General features: G+C 51.3%; 17 protein-coding genes. 1 reads left to right on the top strand and 16 read right to left on the bottom strand.

Annotated elements, in window-relative coordinates:
• Positions 1 to 18 precede the first annotated feature (18 nt).
• Entirely contained in the window at positions 19 to 1,620 is a 1,602-nt protein-coding gene (locus EDM21_RS06480) for a YifB family Mg chelatase-like AAA ATPase (RefSeq protein ID WP_157334870.1), read from the top strand.
• 272 nt (positions 1,621 to 1,892) lie between these two features.
• Here the strand turns inward: EDM21_RS06480 and EDM21_RS06485 are convergent, their stop codons facing one another.
• The 16 genes from EDM21_RS06485 to rnc form a co-directional block, all read right to left on the bottom strand.
• Positions 1,893 to 2,267: a YraN family protein gene (locus EDM21_RS06485; RefSeq protein ID WP_157334037.1), complete on the bottom strand. Its 375-nt coding sequence runs from the start codon at positions 2,265 to 2,267 to the stop codon at positions 1,893 to 1,895.
• 1 nt (position 2,268) lies between these two features.
• A complete protein-coding gene (locus EDM21_RS06490; RefSeq protein ID WP_157334039.1) occupies positions 2,269 to 2,625 on the bottom strand; it encodes an EscU/YscU/HrcU family type III secretion system export apparatus switch protein in 357 nt (118 codons plus the stop codon).
• Positions 2,622 to 4,793: a hypothetical protein gene (locus EDM21_RS06495; protein ID WP_157334041.1), complete on the bottom strand. Its 2,172-nt coding sequence runs from the start codon at positions 4,791 to 4,793 to the stop codon at positions 2,622 to 2,624. The genes EDM21_RS06490 and EDM21_RS06495 overlap by 4 nt, the downstream gene beginning before the upstream one ends.
• 54 nt (positions 4,794 to 4,847) lie before the next feature.
• Positions 4,848 to 5,483, bottom strand: coding sequence for a ribonuclease HII (locus tag EDM21_RS06500; RefSeq protein ID WP_268893062.1), 636 nt, complete (start codon positions 5,481 to 5,483; stop codon positions 4,848 to 4,850).
• Positions 5,484 to 5,698: 215 nt separating this feature from the next.
• The gene (gene ylqF / locus EDM21_RS06505) at positions 5,699 to 6,568 is read right to left on the bottom strand and encodes a ribosome biogenesis GTPase YlqF (protein ID WP_068774605.1); all 870 of its coding nucleotides are present in this window, start codon (positions 6,566 to 6,568) and stop codon (positions 5,699 to 5,701) included.
• A gap of 36 nt (positions 6,569 to 6,604) precedes the next feature.
• The gene (gene lepB, locus EDM21_RS06510) at positions 6,605 to 7,237 is read right to left on the bottom strand and encodes a signal peptidase I (protein WP_157334045.1); all 633 of its coding nucleotides are present in this window, start codon (positions 7,235 to 7,237) and stop codon (positions 6,605 to 6,607) included.
• Positions 7,238 to 7,320: 83 nt separating this feature from the next.
• Positions 7,321 to 7,662 carry a 50S ribosomal protein L19 gene (rplS, locus tag EDM21_RS06515; RefSeq protein WP_068774603.1) on the bottom strand — a complete coding sequence of 114 codons (342 nt, stop codon included), beginning with the start codon at positions 7,660 to 7,662 and terminating at the stop codon, positions 7,321 to 7,323.
• A gap of 234 nt (positions 7,663 to 7,896) precedes the next feature.
• Positions 7,897 to 8,709: a tRNA (guanosine(37)-N1)-methyltransferase TrmD gene (trmD, locus tag EDM21_RS06520; protein WP_157334047.1), complete on the bottom strand. Its 813-nt coding sequence runs from the start codon at positions 8,707 to 8,709 to the stop codon at positions 7,897 to 7,899.
• Positions 8,706 to 9,227: a ribosome maturation factor RimM gene (rimM, locus tag EDM21_RS06525; protein ID WP_157334049.1), complete on the bottom strand. Its 522-nt coding sequence runs from the start codon at positions 9,225 to 9,227 to the stop codon at positions 8,706 to 8,708. Before rimM ends, trmD begins: the two co-directional genes overlap by 4 nt.
• 183 nt (positions 9,228 to 9,410) lie before the next feature.
• Entirely contained in the window at positions 9,411 to 9,641 is a 231-nt protein-coding gene (locus EDM21_RS06530; protein WP_157334051.1) for a KH domain-containing protein, read from the bottom strand.
• A 24-nt stretch (positions 9,642 to 9,665) separates the two neighbouring features.
• Positions 9,666 to 9,938 carry a 30S ribosomal protein S16 gene (gene rpsP, locus EDM21_RS06535; protein ID WP_068774599.1) on the bottom strand — a complete coding sequence of 91 codons (273 nt, stop codon included), beginning with the start codon at positions 9,936 to 9,938 and terminating at the stop codon, positions 9,666 to 9,668.
• Between the two features lie 75 nt (positions 9,939 to 10,013).
• Positions 10,014 to 11,375 (bottom strand): signal recognition particle protein, encoded by a 1,362-nt coding sequence (gene ffh, locus EDM21_RS06540; protein WP_166541866.1) that lies wholly within the window; start codon positions 11,373 to 11,375, stop codon positions 10,014 to 10,016.
• Positions 11,376 to 11,451: 76 nt separating this feature from the next.
• Positions 11,452 to 11,802: a putative DNA-binding protein gene (locus tag EDM21_RS06545; protein ID WP_157334053.1), complete on the bottom strand. Its 351-nt coding sequence runs from the start codon at positions 11,800 to 11,802 to the stop codon at positions 11,452 to 11,454.
• Between the two features lie 123 nt (positions 11,803 to 11,925).
• On the bottom strand, positions 11,926 to 12,918 hold the full coding sequence (gene ftsY / locus EDM21_RS06550) for a signal recognition particle-docking protein FtsY (RefSeq protein ID WP_157334055.1): 993 nt from the start codon (positions 12,916 to 12,918) through the stop codon (positions 11,926 to 11,928).
• 140 nt (positions 12,919 to 13,058) lie between these two features.
• Complete coding sequence (gene smc / locus EDM21_RS06555; RefSeq protein ID WP_157334057.1) at positions 13,059 to 16,637, bottom strand: chromosome segregation protein SMC; 3,579 nt, start codon at positions 16,635 to 16,637, stop codon at positions 13,059 to 13,061.
• 232 nt (positions 16,638 to 16,869) lie between these two features.
• On the bottom strand, positions 16,870 to 17,571 hold the full coding sequence (gene rnc, locus EDM21_RS06560) for a ribonuclease III (protein ID WP_157334059.1): 702 nt from the start codon (positions 17,569 to 17,571) through the stop codon (positions 16,870 to 16,872).
• Between the last annotated feature and the right edge of the window lie 13 nt (positions 17,572 to 17,584).

Here is a 17,584-nt window from a genome sequence, read left to right on the forward strand (position 1 = left end):
GGAGAGAGGTGTTTTTTGATGTACGGAAAAGTAACCAGCGGCTGTCTGCATGGCATTGACGGTACCTGTATCGATGTTGAAGTGGATATCACGAATGGCCTGCCCCAAATCAATGTAGTCGGTCTGCCCGATACGGCCGTGCGTGAATCCATTGACAGAGTGCGGTCCGCGATTAAAAATTGTTCATTCCAGTTCCCGCTTGAGCGGATTACGGTGAACTTGGCTCCTGCTGATTTGCGAAAAGAAGGAGCCTCTTTCGACCTGGCTATAGCGGCAGGCATACTTCTCACAAGCGGACAAATCCAGGCTGAAGAAGTAGAGGACACACTTATACTCGGCGAGCTTGCTCTGGACGGGAGCCTGCGGTCTGTGCCTGGCGTGCTGGCTATGGTAGATGCGGCACGCAAACAAGGCTTGCGGCGTGTTCTTGTGCCTCAGGGCAATATCGAAGAAGCTCAATTAATTGCCGGTATGAAAGTCAGCGGTCTAACCAAATTAGATCAATTAAGCTCTTCCATATACGAGGAAAACTTGCGGAATGCTCGGGATTCTACTACGCGGAACCGTCCCGATTCAACCAGCCTCATTCCCCACCATGAAACCCAAGTAACAGTCCATGGCATCGAAGATGCAGGAATCCAGCAGCCGGTTGAAGATTTTGCCGATGTAATCGGGCAGCATCATGTCAAAAGAGCATTGATGATCGCCGCATCGGGCATGCACAATATTTTGCTAATCGGACCTCCAGGCACCGGAAAAACCATGCTGGCAAGACGAATCCCGGGGATTCTCCCGCCACTTGCAGATGAAGAGGCGCTGGAAGTTACTAAGATTCTCAGTGTGTCGGGTAAGTTGGCGCAGTCCGACCGTTTCATGCGAATCAGGCCTTACCGTTCTCCCCATCACACCGTAAGCGCGGCAGGCTTAATCGGAGGAGGTTCCATCCCCAAACCGGGGGAAGTCAGCCTGGCTCATCACGGGGTACTCTTTCTTGACGAACTCCCCGAATTCTCCAGAAGTGTGCTGGAAGTTCTGCGGCAGCCGCTTGAAGACCGGAAAGTAACGATCAGCAGAGCCAGAGCCACCTTCACCTTCCCTGCCGGATTTCTTCTGGCAGCCTCCATGAATCCCTGTCCTTGCGGGTTCTGGGGCTCTGATTCGAACCCCAATCAAAGTTGTATCTGCAGTCCGCTTAAAATACGCCAATACCGAGCCAGAATCTCAGGTCCTCTGCTCGACCGTATTGATTTGCACGTTGAGGTGCCTAGACTCGATTATTCCGCTATGACGGACAAGCGGCAATCTATGTCCTCTTCCCAAATGAAAGAACGTGTACGGGAAGCTCATCAGATCCAACAGCGCCGCTATGCACAAACTCCCGTTCGTTTTAATGCGGAACTCAGCGGCAAATGGCTGCGGCAGTTTTGCCGCCTTCCCTCTGATGCCGAAGAGCTCCTTCGCCGAACCTTTGATCGCCTTCATTTGAGTGCGAGGTCTCATGACCGCATTCTCAAGCTTGCCAGAACGATAGCAGATCTTGAAGGCGAAGAACATTTGGCCGCCCAGCACCTGGCTGAAGCGATACAGTACCGGAATTTAGATAAATCAGGTATGCTGTGACTCCTATGAAAAAACTTGATTTACATCGATAATGAAACTCAAGACCTTATATAAAAACGAACCAAACAGACTCCTTGTTCCAGGGAGTCTGTTTGGTTCGGAAAGAAAAGAACTACCCTAGAGAAGCAATCGGTACAGAAGATTTCCATCGGAGGAGTTATGCTCGCAAGGCTGTCTACTCTGTCTACTCGGTATAGGAGACAAATCAGCCTGACAGAAAAAGCCTTGTAAAAATAAGAGGAAGCGTGCAAGGAAGAAAACGGGGAAATCATTTAAAATGCGCCGCACAAATGTTCAAGCTTGACGAATTCGGAAAGAGCAGACATTTCAACTGTAATAACATCAAAGCGCAGCTTGCGTTCCTGCTGTTTAACGGAATGCAGATACATTTGCGAAATCTGACGTACTTTCGTCTGTTTCCGGCCATCAACCGATTCTTTGGCATACCCGAACCGGCCGGTTAATCTCCGCGTCCGGACTTCGATAAACACGACAACATCTTCATGCTCGGCAATCAGATCAAGCTCACCGTACCTGCACCGCCAATTGCGTGCGAGAATACGGTAGCCCAGACCTTGCAAATGCTCTTCTGCCTTATTTTCCCCGTATTTACCCAGTGATTGTCTGGTAGAGGGTACGCCGGCCATCCTACAGCTCCCTTCGCTCTTGCTGCCGCATTTCTTTCATACGGTTATCCGAGCGGTAAATGTAACTTAAAACTTCTGCGACCAGCTGATACAGTTCGGCCGGAATTTCCTGGTCTATTTCCAGCTTGGACAATACCTCGACCAGAGAGGCGTCTTCCTGGACAGGGATACCGTTTTCTTTTGCTTTATCTACAATCGCCTCGGCAACTTTCCCTTTCCCCTTGGCTATAACCGACGGTGCTTTCTGCTCACTTGGAGCATACCTCAGGGCTACCGCTTTTCGGATTGCTTTACCCTCGTTTTGATTGCCGGGAACCGCAGGTTTGCCTGACGGGTCCCTATCCTCTGATAACGTCATATACGAAAATCAACTCCCTGGTACGGTACACTTGGTGCTATGGTGTCGATCATCGTACGGCTTAACGGTAAAGAATTCGCAGAATCTTTCTTGGCAGCCGTATCAGGAAAAGGAGAAGCTTTCAATGATAGGAACTGATACCCTAATTTGCCCAGTGCCTCGCCAACTTCCTCCCTTGAATTATTGAGCAGCTCACCTATAAAAGGCATATCGTTAAACACTTGCAAGCTTACAATCCTGTTCATTACCTGAACATCTACAAGCGTACTTCCCAGTGATTTCATATCAAGATCAAATAAGAGGCGGCAATTCTCCGCATCAAGCTCGCCACGCTTACCTTTGCGCGACTGTATGTGGATAGCTGCCGTAGGCTGACCCTCCGCATTCAAAAGCGGCACGAACAGCGTCATGTGAGTGAACATACCGCTTTTGTCCTGCGACATCAGAAGCTGCTGCCCGGTTATGTGCTGCACCGCCTGCTGGACAGAATCCCGCAGCGATGCAGGGAGCCCGTCCGCAGTAGACAGCTGCAGAAGCAGGCTTTTGAGCGTCTCTGCCGCTTCGGGCTTCCAAGCGGCAAGCGGCATATCGCCTGCCGCCCGCGCTCCTCCCGGCAGCCCGGCTCCGGCAGCCGCCTGAGATCCGCCAAGCTGCTTAAGCAGCCGGCTCTCATGATCTACGCCGACTGCGCGCAGCAATTCGCGCACCCATCCGTTGTCAGTGGCAGCAGCCTGGCTGCCACTAATTGGCTGCGCGCTGCGGGCCGGCCCCGCTTCCGCCGGAGCTGTGCCGGCAGGCGCGGCAGAAGCGCCCCCTGCGGGGTTCCTGCCAGGCGCCTCCGCGCCAGTGCCGCTGGCAGCCTGCTGCGCCTGGACGGCGCCAGGGGCGGCGCCGGGGCCTGGCGCCTGGCCGCCACGGGCAGCAGATGCCGAGCCTGCGCCAAGCGCTGCCGGCGGGGTGCTCCCCTGTCCTGCGCCTGAGGCAGGCAGCGCGCTTGCCGTGTTGCTGCCCTGCGCAGCACCAGCGGCTGTCCCTGCTGCGCCAGTAGAACTGCCGGCGTGCACAGCCGCCTGTGCCGGCTGCCCTGCGGCAGCGGGACCAGAAGACTGGCCGCTTGCGCGGGCTGCAGGACCCTGCCCAGGGGCACCTGACCCCTGGGGCAGTGTACCGGCTCCCGGACCCGGGCCAGGGCCGCCGGTACCAGCAGCGGACCCGCCGAGCTGCACCTGCGCGTTTGCCGCTCCGCCTCCATGCGCGGCTCCGGAAGCTGTCCCGGCGGCGGGGATGGTGCCGCCAGCCGGAGAGCCCCCTTGTGCCGGCTGTCCTGTGCCAGCAGAGACAACTGCTTGACCGCCAGTACTTGCCGGAGCCTGACCGCTCATGTTTGCCGCTCCCTGGCCCAGTAGAGCGGCTCCCGGGCCAGGGGCAGCGCTTCCTGCAGCCTGTCCGCCTGCACCGCTTCCTGCGGAAGCATTCTTCCCTGCTGCGCTGCCGGCTGTTTGCTCTAACGTTCGCAGAACATCGCCCAGCTGCCGGAGCAGTTTATCCGCAGAGCCGCCGGAGGCTTCTCCCATTCCTTTGTTCAAGGCGCTTTGGATAGCCTGCGACAAGTCTTTGAGAGTATCCCCGAAGGGTTTGCCGAATAAAGTCTGATGAAGGGCGCTAACCGTGTCCGTCGTCATAGGCAGCCCCTTGGAAAGAGCGACGCCTATTGTTTGCAGCCATTGTTCCGGCTTTGCGGATGCAGGCATCCGGCTGATGATATCTTGGATCGGAGCTGCTGATTCCTTCGTGAGAGGCAGACCATTTTGGCGCATGAGCTGCACAAGTTCCCGGTTCACTGGTGTATCTTTTAAACCCGTTTGCCGCAGCATTTGTCCCAGCTCTTCATCCGTTACAGGTACAGCAGCAGCTGCCGCAGGCTTAAGAACGATCTGCCCGCCGGGACTTTCTGGCTGAACCTGAAGCCATGCAGTCTGACCCTGTGACATCTGGGCTTCTAATTTTACACGGACCTGAACGCCGTCTATCGACATCTGGGCTTCCTGATTATCATATACTTGGAGGACAACGCCTTTCACGACCTGTCCTGGTTTTAACTCGAGAGCTTTAGGCTCTGCCGCACGCACATTCCCGGCCAAACCCCGGATCATTCCGCTGATATTCATGCCGACCGCCTCCGTTTACACGTTCTTTTATGTATATATCGGCTGGAGCCCCTTTTAAAATAACTCCTGCTGCACCAGCATGACATTGCGGATAAACAATTTGCGGTGCAAATGGGTAGGCCCGTACTCGATCAGCATTTCACGATGTTGTTTAGTCGCATACCCTTTGTGCCTCGCAATCCCGTACTCCGGATACAGCATGTCCCACTCCTGGCACATCCGGTCCCGGGTTACTTTTGCAATAATGGATGCCGCCGCGATCGTTTGACTTACAGCATCCCCGTGAATTAGGGGCATTTGAGGTATGGATGTATCTATATTTTCAGCATCTACCAGTATAAAATCAGGATCGGGAGTCAGCTGCCTGACGGCAGTCCGCATCGCAAGCCTGGATGCCTGCTTTATATTGATTTCGTTAATGGTTGGCACATCAATGATACCGATGCCTACCGAAATGGCTTCATTCATAATAACCGTGTATAGTTCTTCACGCTTTTTCTCAGACAATTTCTTCGAATCATTGACCCCTTCGAGAATAAGTCCTTTAGGCAGTATAACGGCAGCAGCCACGACGTCACCAAACAAGCAGCCGCGTCCGACTTCATCAACGCCAGCGACATGCTCGAAGCCCTGCTGCCACAAATGTGTTTCTTCCTGAAGCATGTTCTGTATTCCCCTCCCGCTCTCCATTATAACGGAAGAACTAACTTTATCCCATGAAAACCGTCTAAAGAAACCTGCTCTTTCTCATAAAAAACATTTCCATCCGGGCTTTTTTGTACCGTTCCTGCTCCTTTGGACAAAAACAAAAAACGTGATGCCTTATTCACTTGTACTAGTGAATACTAGACATCACATTTTCGAAAAAAATATTTACTTACTCAATAAGGTAAGCGCAGCCTACCTCAATATTCCGGCGGTACTTCCAGACTGACACGTCCCAGTTTGCCGGAACGAAGTTCACGCAGGAACAGCAGGGAGGTTTTATCCAAGTCCACACGTCCCCCGCTTACGATACAGCCGCGTTTACGTCCGATCGTCTCCATGACCTCGATCACTTCATTCGGATTCTCTGTATCCTCCGGCAGGTCTCCAATGCCGAAACGGTCCATTAGACGCTCTCCGTAGTAATCGATCATATAACGGATCGTATGAAAGGCGATATCGTCCAGATGAAGAATCTCTTCTTTAATCGCTCCGGTAGCAGCCAGTTTCATCCCGACATTCTGATCGTCAAATTTAGGCCACAGAATACCGGGTGTATCCAGCAAATCCATATCTGTTCCGAATTTAATCCACTGCTGCCCCTTCGTAACACCCGGCTTATCACCTGTGTTCGCGATTTTACGTCCAGCCAGTTGATTAATCAATGTAGATTTCCCAACATTCGGGATTCCAACAATCAGCGCCCGTATTGCCCGGGGATTGATCCCTTTACGAAGCTGGGCTTCGATCTTGTGGCTCAATAGCTCCTTGCAGCGGGGCAAAATTTCTTTAATTCCCGTTCCTGTTGACGCGTCCATCGGCAGCGCCTTCAGACCTTGATCCGCAAAATATTGCACCCATTCCGCTGTAATAGCCGGATCGGCCAAATCTGCTTTATTAAGCAGAACCAGTCGCGGCTTGCCTTGAAGGATGTCATCCACCATGGGATTCCGGCTCGATAAAGGAATGCGGGCATCGAGCAATTCGATCGCGACATCAATCAATTTGAGCTTATCTTCGATCTGTCTTCTTGCCCGGGTCATATGACCGGGGAACCACTGTATCGTCATCTTATCACCTCTGTATACAAAACGAGCACTTCTTCATCAGAAGTGCACGAAACCTGCTTTATTGATGGGCCAGAACACTAAGTCTGCCCGCCCGATAATTTTATCATAAGGAACGAATCCCACTTCTGAGAAACGGCTGTCTTTACTGTCGGAACGGTTATCTCCCATTACGAATACGGAGTCAGCCGGTACTTTCACTTCTGTACCCGGGTCCGCCCCCAGCTCTGGGAAGTTTCTTCTATTATAAGCATGCCCTTCTTTCAGAGCATTATCAATCGCTTCTTTAAGATAAGGCTCGTCTATGGCCTCATTATTAACGAAGACTTTGTCTCCATTCACCCGAATCGTTTCACCGGGAAGCGCTACAATCCGCTTGATATAATCTATCCCTTCAGGGGCGCGGAGGACAATGACTTCTCCACGTTTCGGTTCACTGAACTTGTATGTAACTTTGTTGACAATTAACCGCTCGCCTGTGTGAAAGTTAGGTTCCATCGAAGGGCCTTCGACGATAAACGGAGCAAATAACAGCCAACGAATCACAAACACAAGAACGGCTGCAATAAGCAAAGCCTTCGCCCATTCCCATATTTCTTTCTTGACCGGGCTGGTAGTTTGGACCGTTTGGCTTCCTGCTTCAGCCACCGGCTCCCGCTCTTTTCTCTCCATGATCCAGACCCCATTTCCTGTTCAAATGAAATGTTTATCGGAAAACTAAAAGGGGACTTGAAAACAAGCCCCCCAGGTCTTTATTAACGAATTTCTTTAATTCTAGCTTTCTTACCGCGAAGTCCGCGCAGATAGTAAAGTTTCGCACGACGAACTTTACCGCGACGAGCAACTTCAATTTTCTCAATCTTCGGAGAATGAAGCGGAAGAGTTCTTTCCACGCCAACGCCGTAAGAAATTTTACGAACGGTAAATGTTTCGCTGATTCCGCCGCCGTGACGCTTGATCACAACACCTTCAAACAGCTGAACACGCTCACGGGATCCCTCGATAACCTTTACGTACACTTTCAATGTATCGCCTGGGCGAAAGTTTGGAAGATCTGTACGAATTTGATCTTTGGTAATTTCCTGAATGATATTCATTTAAGATTCACTCCTTTCACAATAGGTGTTCATTCCGTCTTCTCTTAAGATGTACTCTTGCTGCATACGTAGAGGACCACCCGATTCAAACAACACAACATTGGATAGTTTACCATATACCCAGAAGAAACACAACTAAAATCCCGACTTTCTAGAGAAATGCCGATAATTTTGAAAGCTCCACCTGAACCCGAAGCCCCTAGAGCTTTAAGCCGGGTTCCAAGAACTTCTCCATTACTCCTTGCGGCTCTCTTCCAGCCTTTTTTCCTTGAGCCAGCGCTTTTCCTTATCTGTTAGCTCCACCCTGTCCAGAAGCTCAGGGCGGCGCTTGTAGGTACGATAAAGAGACTGCATGCGCCTCCACTCAGTAATGTTGGCATGGTGCCCCGAGACGAGCACATCCGGCACCGTCCAGCCCCTGAATTCCACAGGGCGGGTATAGTGCGGATATTCGAGCAGTCCCGTGCTGAAGGAGTCGGTTACGGCGGACTGTTCATTGCCAAGTACCCCTGGCAGCAGACGCACGACGCTGTCTATGACGACCATAGCCGGCAGTTCTCCCCCGGTAAGAACATAGTCGCCGATTGACAACTCATCCGTTACTAGAAACTCACGGATACGCTCGTCATAGCCCTCATAATGCCCGCAGATGAAGATCAGGTGATCTTCTTTCGCCAGCTCCTCTGCCTTTTTCTGCGTAAAGGTTTCTCCTTGGGGACACATCAGAATAACCCGCGGCTTTCCGCTTCCTGGTCCTGCAGCAGGATGAGGAACGTTTGGTCCGGCAGCGGGGTCCGCATCCGCCACATGACCATCAGCCGGCAGAATGGACTCTACAGCCGCAAAGATGGGATCTGGCTTCAGCACCATCCCGCCGCCGCCGCCGTACGGATAATCATCCACCGTATTATGCTTGTTGGTCGCAAAATCCCGAAAGTTAACCGTGGACAAACGGACAAGACCCTTGTCCCGGGCCTTGCCCAGAATACTCGATGAAAAGACACCTTCGAACATAGCGGGAAATAAAGTCAGCACATCGATGTTCATAAGTCGAGAAGTCCCTCCAGCAGATGCACGGTCACTATCTTGTCCTTCACATTGACATCCAGCACCACATCATCTATAACTGGCAGAAGCAGCTGTTTCTTGTTCGGCCTGCCTACTACCCAGACATGGTTGGCCCCAGGGGTCAAAATCTCCTGAATGAGGCCAAGCTCTTCGCCCTCTTCCGTAACAACACGGCATCCGATAATCTCATGATAGTAATATTCATCATCTTCCAGGTCGTCCAGATAACGTTCTTCCACTTTCAAAAGAGAACCTTTAAGAGATTCAACCTCGTTTATATTAGCAAACTCTTTGAACTGTACGATATACATATTTTTATGCAGGCGCGATGTTTTCACTGTCACCGGAATGTGCTTTCCTTTGGCGTCCTCAATAATAAGCTTGCTTCCATCCGCATATCGCTGCTCCGGAAAATCCGTATGGGGCACGATTTTAAGTTCACCGCGCAAGCCGTGGGTGTTAACGATCGTTCCAACCGTATACAATTTATCGCTCATCTTTATATGTTTCCACCTCCGTACTGATTTCAAACCCTTGCATCTATTAAAAACAGGTGCTCACAGACTCGTTTCTGTTCACCTCAACGAGCTCTGCCTCATTCCTGTAAAGACCATTTCTCAAGAAACCGGTTACCGGCCAAGATGAAAGAAAAAGGCTAGGAATGATCCCAACCTTTTCCTCTATGACATTATTTCTACCGTAACACGTTTGCTTTCCTTCACTGCTGCCGACGTGACGACTGTGCGAAGAGCTTTGGCAATACGTCCCTGTTTGCCGATAACTTTACCAACATCTTCGGGATGAACCGACAGCTCGTAAACGATGCTGCTCTCGCCTTCCACTGCATTCACACGCACGTCTTCCGGATGATCCACGAGTGCCTTAGCGATAACGGTAATGACCTCTTTCATAAAGACCTCCGAAAATGAGCAGGATTACTTCTTCAGCTTAAGCTCGTGATGCTTAGTCATAAGACCTGCTTTGCTGAACAGGGAACGAACGGTATCAGACGCTTGCGCGCCGTTTTGGAGCCATTTCAGTGCTTTTTCCTCGTCGATTTTAACGACTGCAGGTTGAGCAACCGGGTTATAGTAACCGATCTCCTCGATAAAACGTCCGTCACGCGGAGAGCGGGAATCGGAAACAACTACACGATAAAAAGGAGCTTTGTGAGCACCCATACGCTTCAAACGAATGCGAACTGCCATGAACTATCACCTCCATCATAGAATAAACAAATGTGTGCCGCCAATAACGGACACTTATATGTGGATCCCGCCGGTTTAGCCGAACGGGAACTTAAAACCTTTACCCATTTTCTTCATCTTATTCATTGCTTTGGGATTCATCATACCCGAGAACTGCTTCATCATCTTGCGCATATCATCAAACTGCTTGATGAGCCGGTTCACATCCTGCACAGAATTCCCGCTCCCTAAAGCAATGCGTTTACGACGGCTGGCGTTAATGATCTCAGGCTTGCGCTTCTCTTCCTTCGTCATCGCCTTGACGATCGCTTCGACGCGTCCCATCTGCTTATCGTCTACCTTCACATCTTTGATGCCTTTCATCTTGCCGGCACCCGGAAGCATATCCAGCAGCTGGTCCAGCGGACCGAGCTTCTTGACCTGGTCCATCTGCTCAAGGAAGTCCTCGAATGTGAACTCCGCATTGCGCATTTTGCGTTCCATTTCTTTGGCCTTGTCCGTATCGATACCGGCCTGCGCTTTCTCGATTAGGGTGAGCATGTCCCCCATTCCGAGAATCCGTGAAGCCATCCGCTCCGGATAGAAAGGTTCAAGCGCGTCCATCTTTTCGCCCATTGCGGCGAATTTAATCGGACAGCCTGTAACCGCTTTGACTGACAGAGCCGCGCCGCCGCGCGTATCGCCATCGAGCTTCGTCAGAACGACGCCCGTCAGCTCAAGCTGCTTATGGAAGCTTTCCGCGACATTGACCGCGTCTTGACCCGTCATCGCGTCAACTACGAGCAGTGTCTCATGCGGTCCCACTGCTGCGCGTACCTGTTGGAGCTCTTCCATCAGCGTTTCGTCAATGTGCAGCCGACCTGCCGTATCGACAATAACATAATCGTTATTGTTGTCTTTGGCATGCTGGAGACCATTCTTAGCAATCTCCACCGGGCTTACTTGATCTCCCATAGAGAAAACCGGAACTTTGAGCTGTTCACCCAGAACCTGCAGCTGCTTAATCGCAGCGGGACGGTAAACGTCACATGCTACAAGCAAAGGTCTGTGATTCTGCTTCTGAAGCATTTTGGCCAATTTCCCGGACGAAGTTGTTTTACCTGCGCCCTGAAGACCGACCATCATAATAACCGTAGGCGGTTTGTTCGCTTTGGCCAGCTTCGTGTGTGTTCCGCCCATCAGCTCGGTCAATTCTTTGTTCACAATATCAATGACGACCATGCCGGGGGTGAAGCTTTTCATTACGTCTTGTCCGATTGCGCGTTCTTTAACTTTGGCAATGAATTCCTTCACGACCTTGAAGTTAACATCCGCCTCAAGCAAGGCAAGCCGCACTTCGCGAAGCGCTTCGCTGACATCCTCTTCCGTCAGTTTGCCTTTGCCTCTCAGCCTGTCGAAAACACCCTGGAGCCTGTTGCTCAAACCTTCAAATGCCACGTAAACCGCCTCCTTTCATGCCCGTCATCTATCTATATCTCTGTTCTAAACGTTCTCATTCCCACATTCACAAGGGTTATTCCATATGAACGATCCGGCGCAAATAATCCGAAGCGCAGCCGGCGAGATCTTCAGGCGAATCCTTCAGCTTCTCTTCCGCTTCACCCAGCAGCTTCAGCCGCCGTTCGTGTTTGCTCAGCAAGGCAAGCTTGCTCTCATAGTCTTCAAGCGTAACCTCGGCACGCTTCACATGTTCATAAACGGCCTGCCGGCTAATCTTAAACTGCTCTGCGATTTCTCCCAAGGAGTAATCATCGTGAAAATACAGTTTCAAGACGGTCTGTTGTTTATCCGTCAGCATAGGCTCGTAAAAATCGAACAGAAGATTGATTCGGTTCGTTTTCTCCAGAATTTGATCTTCCGTCATAGCCCAACCTCCGTCAAGGTTCTACACTTTACACCTGCAACAACAGTCCTTATGATAACGGATGCCGGAGAGGATGTCAAGCGTCTGACCTTGTCAGCAGTAAAAAGATAAAAATCCGCTGGATTACTCCGCCTTTTCCTTCTCTTCCGCTATCCATTTACCGAAAAGCGCATGAACAAACTGCTCGGAATCAAACGCTTGAAGATCGTCCATTTTCTCGCCAAGACCTACGAATTTAACCGGGATGTTAAGTTCCTGGCGAATCGCAACGACAATTCCGCCTTTGGCAGTACCGTCAAGCTTGGTAAGCACCAGGCCTGTAAGACCCGTTTTGTCACCGAACATTTTGGCCTGCTGGAGCGCATTTTGACCGGTCGTAGCATCAAGCACCAACAGAACTTCATGAGGACCTTCGGGTACTTCACGGCGGATAACCCGGTAGATCTTATTGAGTTCTTCCATTAAGTTCACTTTATTCTGCAAACGTCCTGCCGTGTCACACAGCAGAATATCTGCGCCGCGGTTTTTAGCCGCCTGCACAGCGTCGAACATAACAGCCGCCGGATCTGAACCGGCCTGCTGTTTGATCACATCCACTCCAACCCGCTGTCCCCACGTCTCCAGCTGCTCGATAGCACCGGCACGGAACGTATCCCCGGCAGCCAAAAGCACTTTCTTGCCCTGGGACTTGTACAGGTGCGCCAGCTTACCGATTGTGGTGGTCTTGCCGACACCGTTAACGCCGACAAAAAGAATAATGGTCGGACCCGACGCAGCCATACTCATGGAACTGTCCTCACTGCCTTTTAGCAGCTCCGTCAGTTTCTCCGATAGAACCGGCTGGAGATCATTCGGATCTTCGATTTTCCGTTTGCGCACTTCGCTGCGCAGTTGTTCAATCAGTTCCATTACGGTATTAACGCCAACATCGGCGCCGATCAGAATTTCTTCCAGCTCTTCGTAAAATTCTTCATCGATTTTTTTGCGGCGGCTGAACAAATCGTCTACCCGGTCAACAAATACGTCGCGGGTCTTCGTCAGACCCTCTTTGAATTTATTCGTAACGGCCTCCGTTTTACTGGAGATGCTTTCTTTTAATTTTTTAAAAAAACTCATACTCAGTTGTTCCTCGCTTTCCTATTTCCATAGTTTGTCAGAGTTTATCCTGCTCATCTACTAAGTTATAACCGATGCCGGGCTTTAAGCGCTTCAGACCAAAGTCCGGGAATTGTTCCCGCACAGCTCAGATATGCATTTTATGAAGCAGAAATCATTGCTTCCTCATCCTCAAGACGCACGGAAACAAGCTTCGATACGCCGCCTTCCTCCATCGTAACTCCATATAAGACGTCGGCTTCTTCCATCGTACCTTTGCGGTGGGTAACGACAATAAACTGTGTCGTTTCCGAGAATTCACGCAAATATTCAGCGAAACGGGTAACGTTGGCTTCATCCAGCGCAGCCTCAACCTCGTCAAGGACACAGAACGGTACCGGCTTGACGCACAGAATGGAGAACAGCAGCGCAAGCGCGGTCAAAGCCCGTTCGCCGCCGGAAAGCAGCTGCAGGTTTTGAAGCTTTTTGCCCGGCGGCTGCGCTACGATCTCGATCCCCGTCTCCAGGAGGTTCTCCGGATCCGACAAAATCAGATCGGCTCTGCCGCCGCCGAACAGCTTCACGAAAACGACGACAAAGTGGGAGCGAATCGCATCGAAGGTCGTTTTGAACCGTTTCGACATCTCCAGATCCATTTCACGGATGACTTGATACAAAGTAGTTTTGGCCTCAACCAGATCATCCTTCTGAACAGACAGGAAGTCATAGCGCTCAGACACCCGGGCAAATTCCTCGATTGCGCCCAGATTGACATCACCGAGTGCTGAGATCGAGCGCCTAAGCTCACGGACCTTGTTCTGGGCACCGGTAATATCCTCGGGTACCGGGTAGCGCTCTTTGGCAAGCTCGTAGCTCATCTCATAATCTTCGCCAAGCTTCTTAAGCAAGTTCTCCAGCTCCACATCGAGACGGTTCACGCGAACTTCATGCTGAACAGACTGCTCCTCCACCTGTTTAAGGCGTGTCCTCTGCTCACGGGTTTCGTTCTCTGCCTGTTCGAGCTTGTCCGCCCAAACCGTGCGCTCGGAGCGTTTGAATTCAATCTCCTCCGTGCATTTCTGCTTGCGGAGTCTTAAGGAGTTCATCAGTTCGACCTGCTTTACGGATTCCTCGGTGTGGTATTCCATCTCGGCGCGAAGCTGCCAGAGCTGGCGGCGGTTCATCTCCAGTTCCTCCTTGGCATCGGAGAGATCCTGCTGGAGGCGCCTCTGCTGATCCTGCAGCGATTGTTTCTGCTGTGAAGCGGAAGCCACGCGCACCTTCAGATCGGTAAGCTGATTCTGAAGTTCCTCCTTAGCAGATTCATTCGCTCGGCGCGATAGTTCCGCATCACGAATCGCCTGCTGGAGCGCTTCTTCCTCCTGCTGCAGCTCATCAAGCTGCCGCTTGTTATCTTCAGCGCGGCGCAGGTACTGGCTGCGCTCTTCAAGAAGGGTGGAGCGGTCGTCCTGCTCCAGGGTCAGCTGTTCTTCGATGCGGCGGACTTCCGCTTCAAGCGGCGTCAAATCCGCACGGATCTGCTGTTCCTCAATCCGCTTCTGCTCACCGCGCTCACGCAGCTCTTCAAGTTTGGCATTGTCTTCGACAATCTCCTTGCGGGCTTGTGCGGCGCGCGATTTCAACTGCTGCAGCTGAGTTTCGGAGGTCAGAATGTCTTTATCCATCTCCTCGATCTGACGCTGGCGTCCCAGGAGATTAGAGGTCTTCTTCTGCAGACTGCCCCCTGTCATCGAGCCGCCGGGATTGACAATATCCCCTTCAAGCGTTACGACCCGGTAACGGTAGTTTGCTTTTGCCGCGATCCGGTTCGCATCTTCCAGACTATTCGCGATAATGACCGTCCCAAGCAGGCTTGAGAAGATATTGTGGTACTGCGGATCGAATTTGATGAGATCGACACCGATCCCGACGAATCCGCTTGCTGAATGCAAGGAACTGCGCTCTCCGTCTCCGATAGACCGGCCCCGTATAACATCCATAGGCAGAAAAGTAGCACGCCCGAGCTGACGCCGTTTGAGGAAGGCAATGGCCTCACGGCCGTAAGCTTCCGTCTCTACGACGACATTCTGCAGCGCCCCGCCGAGAGCTGTTTCAATCGCAACCTCGATCTCAGCCGGCACTTTTACCAGCTCGGCGATAGCCCCGTGTATGCCCTTCAGACCGTCAGACCGGCTTTTGGCCTTGAGCACCTCTTTGACGCCATGCATGAAGCCGTCGTAATCGTTCTGCATTTCTTTCATTGTATCTCGCCTGGATGTCAGCGCATCGATCTTCTGCTCCCACTTGCGCAGCATGCCTGCCGACTCTTCCAGCAGATTCTGTTTCTTTTTGAGACTCTCGCTCAGATCAAGGTAAGCGGAACGGATCTTCTCGACTTCCTTACGTGTCTGATCCAGTTTTTTTTGCAGATCTTTGCGCCGGGTGGCGATGTCCGTCTGCATAGCAGCACGCTTCTGCCCTTCTTCTTCCAGACGGTCAAGGCGCTTAGTCAGGCTCTCAAGCTGCTGCTCCGCATATCGAATTTCATTGCGGCACTGCGCCATCGCATTCATTTTATCCAGGAGTTCCGACTTAAGCTGGTCTTCTACCCCTGATTTAAGGCCGCCGCTCACGCCAAGCAGTCGGTTCTCTTCTTCCGACAATTTAGCCTGGTATTCAAAAAGCTGCGCGCCGATATGTACGATTTTGTCCCGGTGCTCCGAAAGCTCCGTTTCCTTCTCAGCAAGCCTGCTTTCTTGAAGCGTAATCGTCTGATCTAACTGCTGCTCATTGGCGGCAAAATTCTTCTTCCGCTCTTTGAGTACTTCGCCGTGTCCTTCGCACTTCTCCAGATTCTCACTAATATCGAGCAGTGTCCCCTGAAGCCTCTCCAGCTCTTCCTCCAGCCGCTTCGTTTCCCAGCGGTGTTTCTCCAGCTTCGCATCATGCTGGCTTACAAACGTAGACAAGCTAAGTTGTTCCTTCTTCAGCACCGTCAGCTTCTCATTCGTCTCCGACCAGGATACATAAATCTGATCAATCTGATGAACGTAGACCGCGATCTCGCTATGTTTCAGCTCTTCCTTCAGCTCTTTGTAGCGGACAGCTTTCTCCGCCTGCTCTCTTAAAGGGTTAATCTGATCTTCAAGCTCGGTAATCAAGTCATGAATCCGCAGCAAATTCTGCTCCGTTTCATTTAGCTTCTTTTCCGATTCTTTCTTCCGTGATTTATATTTGACAATTCCGGACGCTTCTTCAAAAATACTGCGCCGCTCTTCAGACTTCGTACTCAAAATCTCTTCAATACGGCCCTGCCCGATAATCGAATAGGCTTCTTTACCGATCCCGGTGTCCATAAACAATTCTGTAATATCTTTCAGACGGCAGGACTGCTTGTTTATAAAATACTCACTGTCGCCGCTGCGGTGTACCCGCCGGCTGACCGTGACTTCATTATAGTCAAGAGGAAGGGCCTGGGAGGTATTGTCGAGAGTCAGGGAAACCTCTCCGTAGTTAACCGCCCGGCGCGCATCACTTCCAGCAAAAATAACATCCTCCATCTTACCGCCGCGTAAACTGCGGGCGCTCGTTTCACCAAGCACCCAACGGATGCCGTCTGAGATATTGCTCTTGCCGCTTCCGTTAGGACCGACGACCGCTGTTATCCCTTTTACGAACTCCAGCTCCGTCCGGTCTGCAAATGATTTAAACCCGGATAATTCAATCCGCTTCAAGAACATATCTATTTTTCACCTCAAAACTTTTCATAGGAAAAGTTACTTCGTAGACTATCCGATCCTTCACAAGGATCAACAAACCGGCCACCCTAAGATAGCCCAGGCTCTATTGTATCATAACCCGCGTTCAAAGCAGAGGGCAAAAGAAAAGAGCAGCTCGGCTGCTCTTCATCTCATTTATATCTTGCCGCTTCGAACTGTGCCGGGGCACAGCTGTCGCTAAACTGCATAGCGGCTAGTTGTCCATTAAGACGTTCAACTTGGTTAATGCCTGTGAAGCTGCCTGCTGCTCTGCTTCTTTCTTAGAGCGTCCAGCGCCTTTGCCAAGCTGCTTCCCGTCCATACATACCTCAGAGAGAAATTCTCTCTCATGAGCAGGTCCGCGCTCTTCCACAATCCGGTATTCAAGCGAACCCATGTTGTGGTGCTGGGTGTATTCCTGTAATTGGGTCTTATAATCAATGATCAGCAATTTGCCTTCTGCCGAAACATAAGGGAAAACGTGCTGATTTAAAAATGATTTGACCGCTTCAAGCCCCTGATCCAGGTACAGTGCTCCGATAAAACCTTCGAACACATCGGCGAGTAGAGCAGGACGCGAACGTCCACCGGTCATCTCTTCACCTTTGCCTAACTGTACATAGATGCCAAAATTAAGTTTCTCTGCAAAATTCACTAGTGAAGGCTCACACACAATCGATGCCCTCAGTTTCGTGAGCTCCCCCTCCGTACGGTGGGGATACTTGAAATACAAGTATTCGGAAACGGTCAGCTCCAGGACAGCATCTCCCAGAAACTCCAGGCGCTCATTATCCTGATAGTTGGCCATACGATGCTCATTCACATAAGAAGAATGAGTAAACGCCTGCCTTAGCAAATCGTGATCTTGAAAACGGATATTGACGTCGGCTTGAAGCTGGTTAACATCTCGGTTCATGTTCTCACCACCG

Source organism: Paenibacillus lutrae, from assembly GCF_009757775.1.
GTDB lineage: Bacteria > Bacillota > Bacilli > Paenibacillales > NBRC-103111 > Paenibacillus_F > Paenibacillus_F lutrae.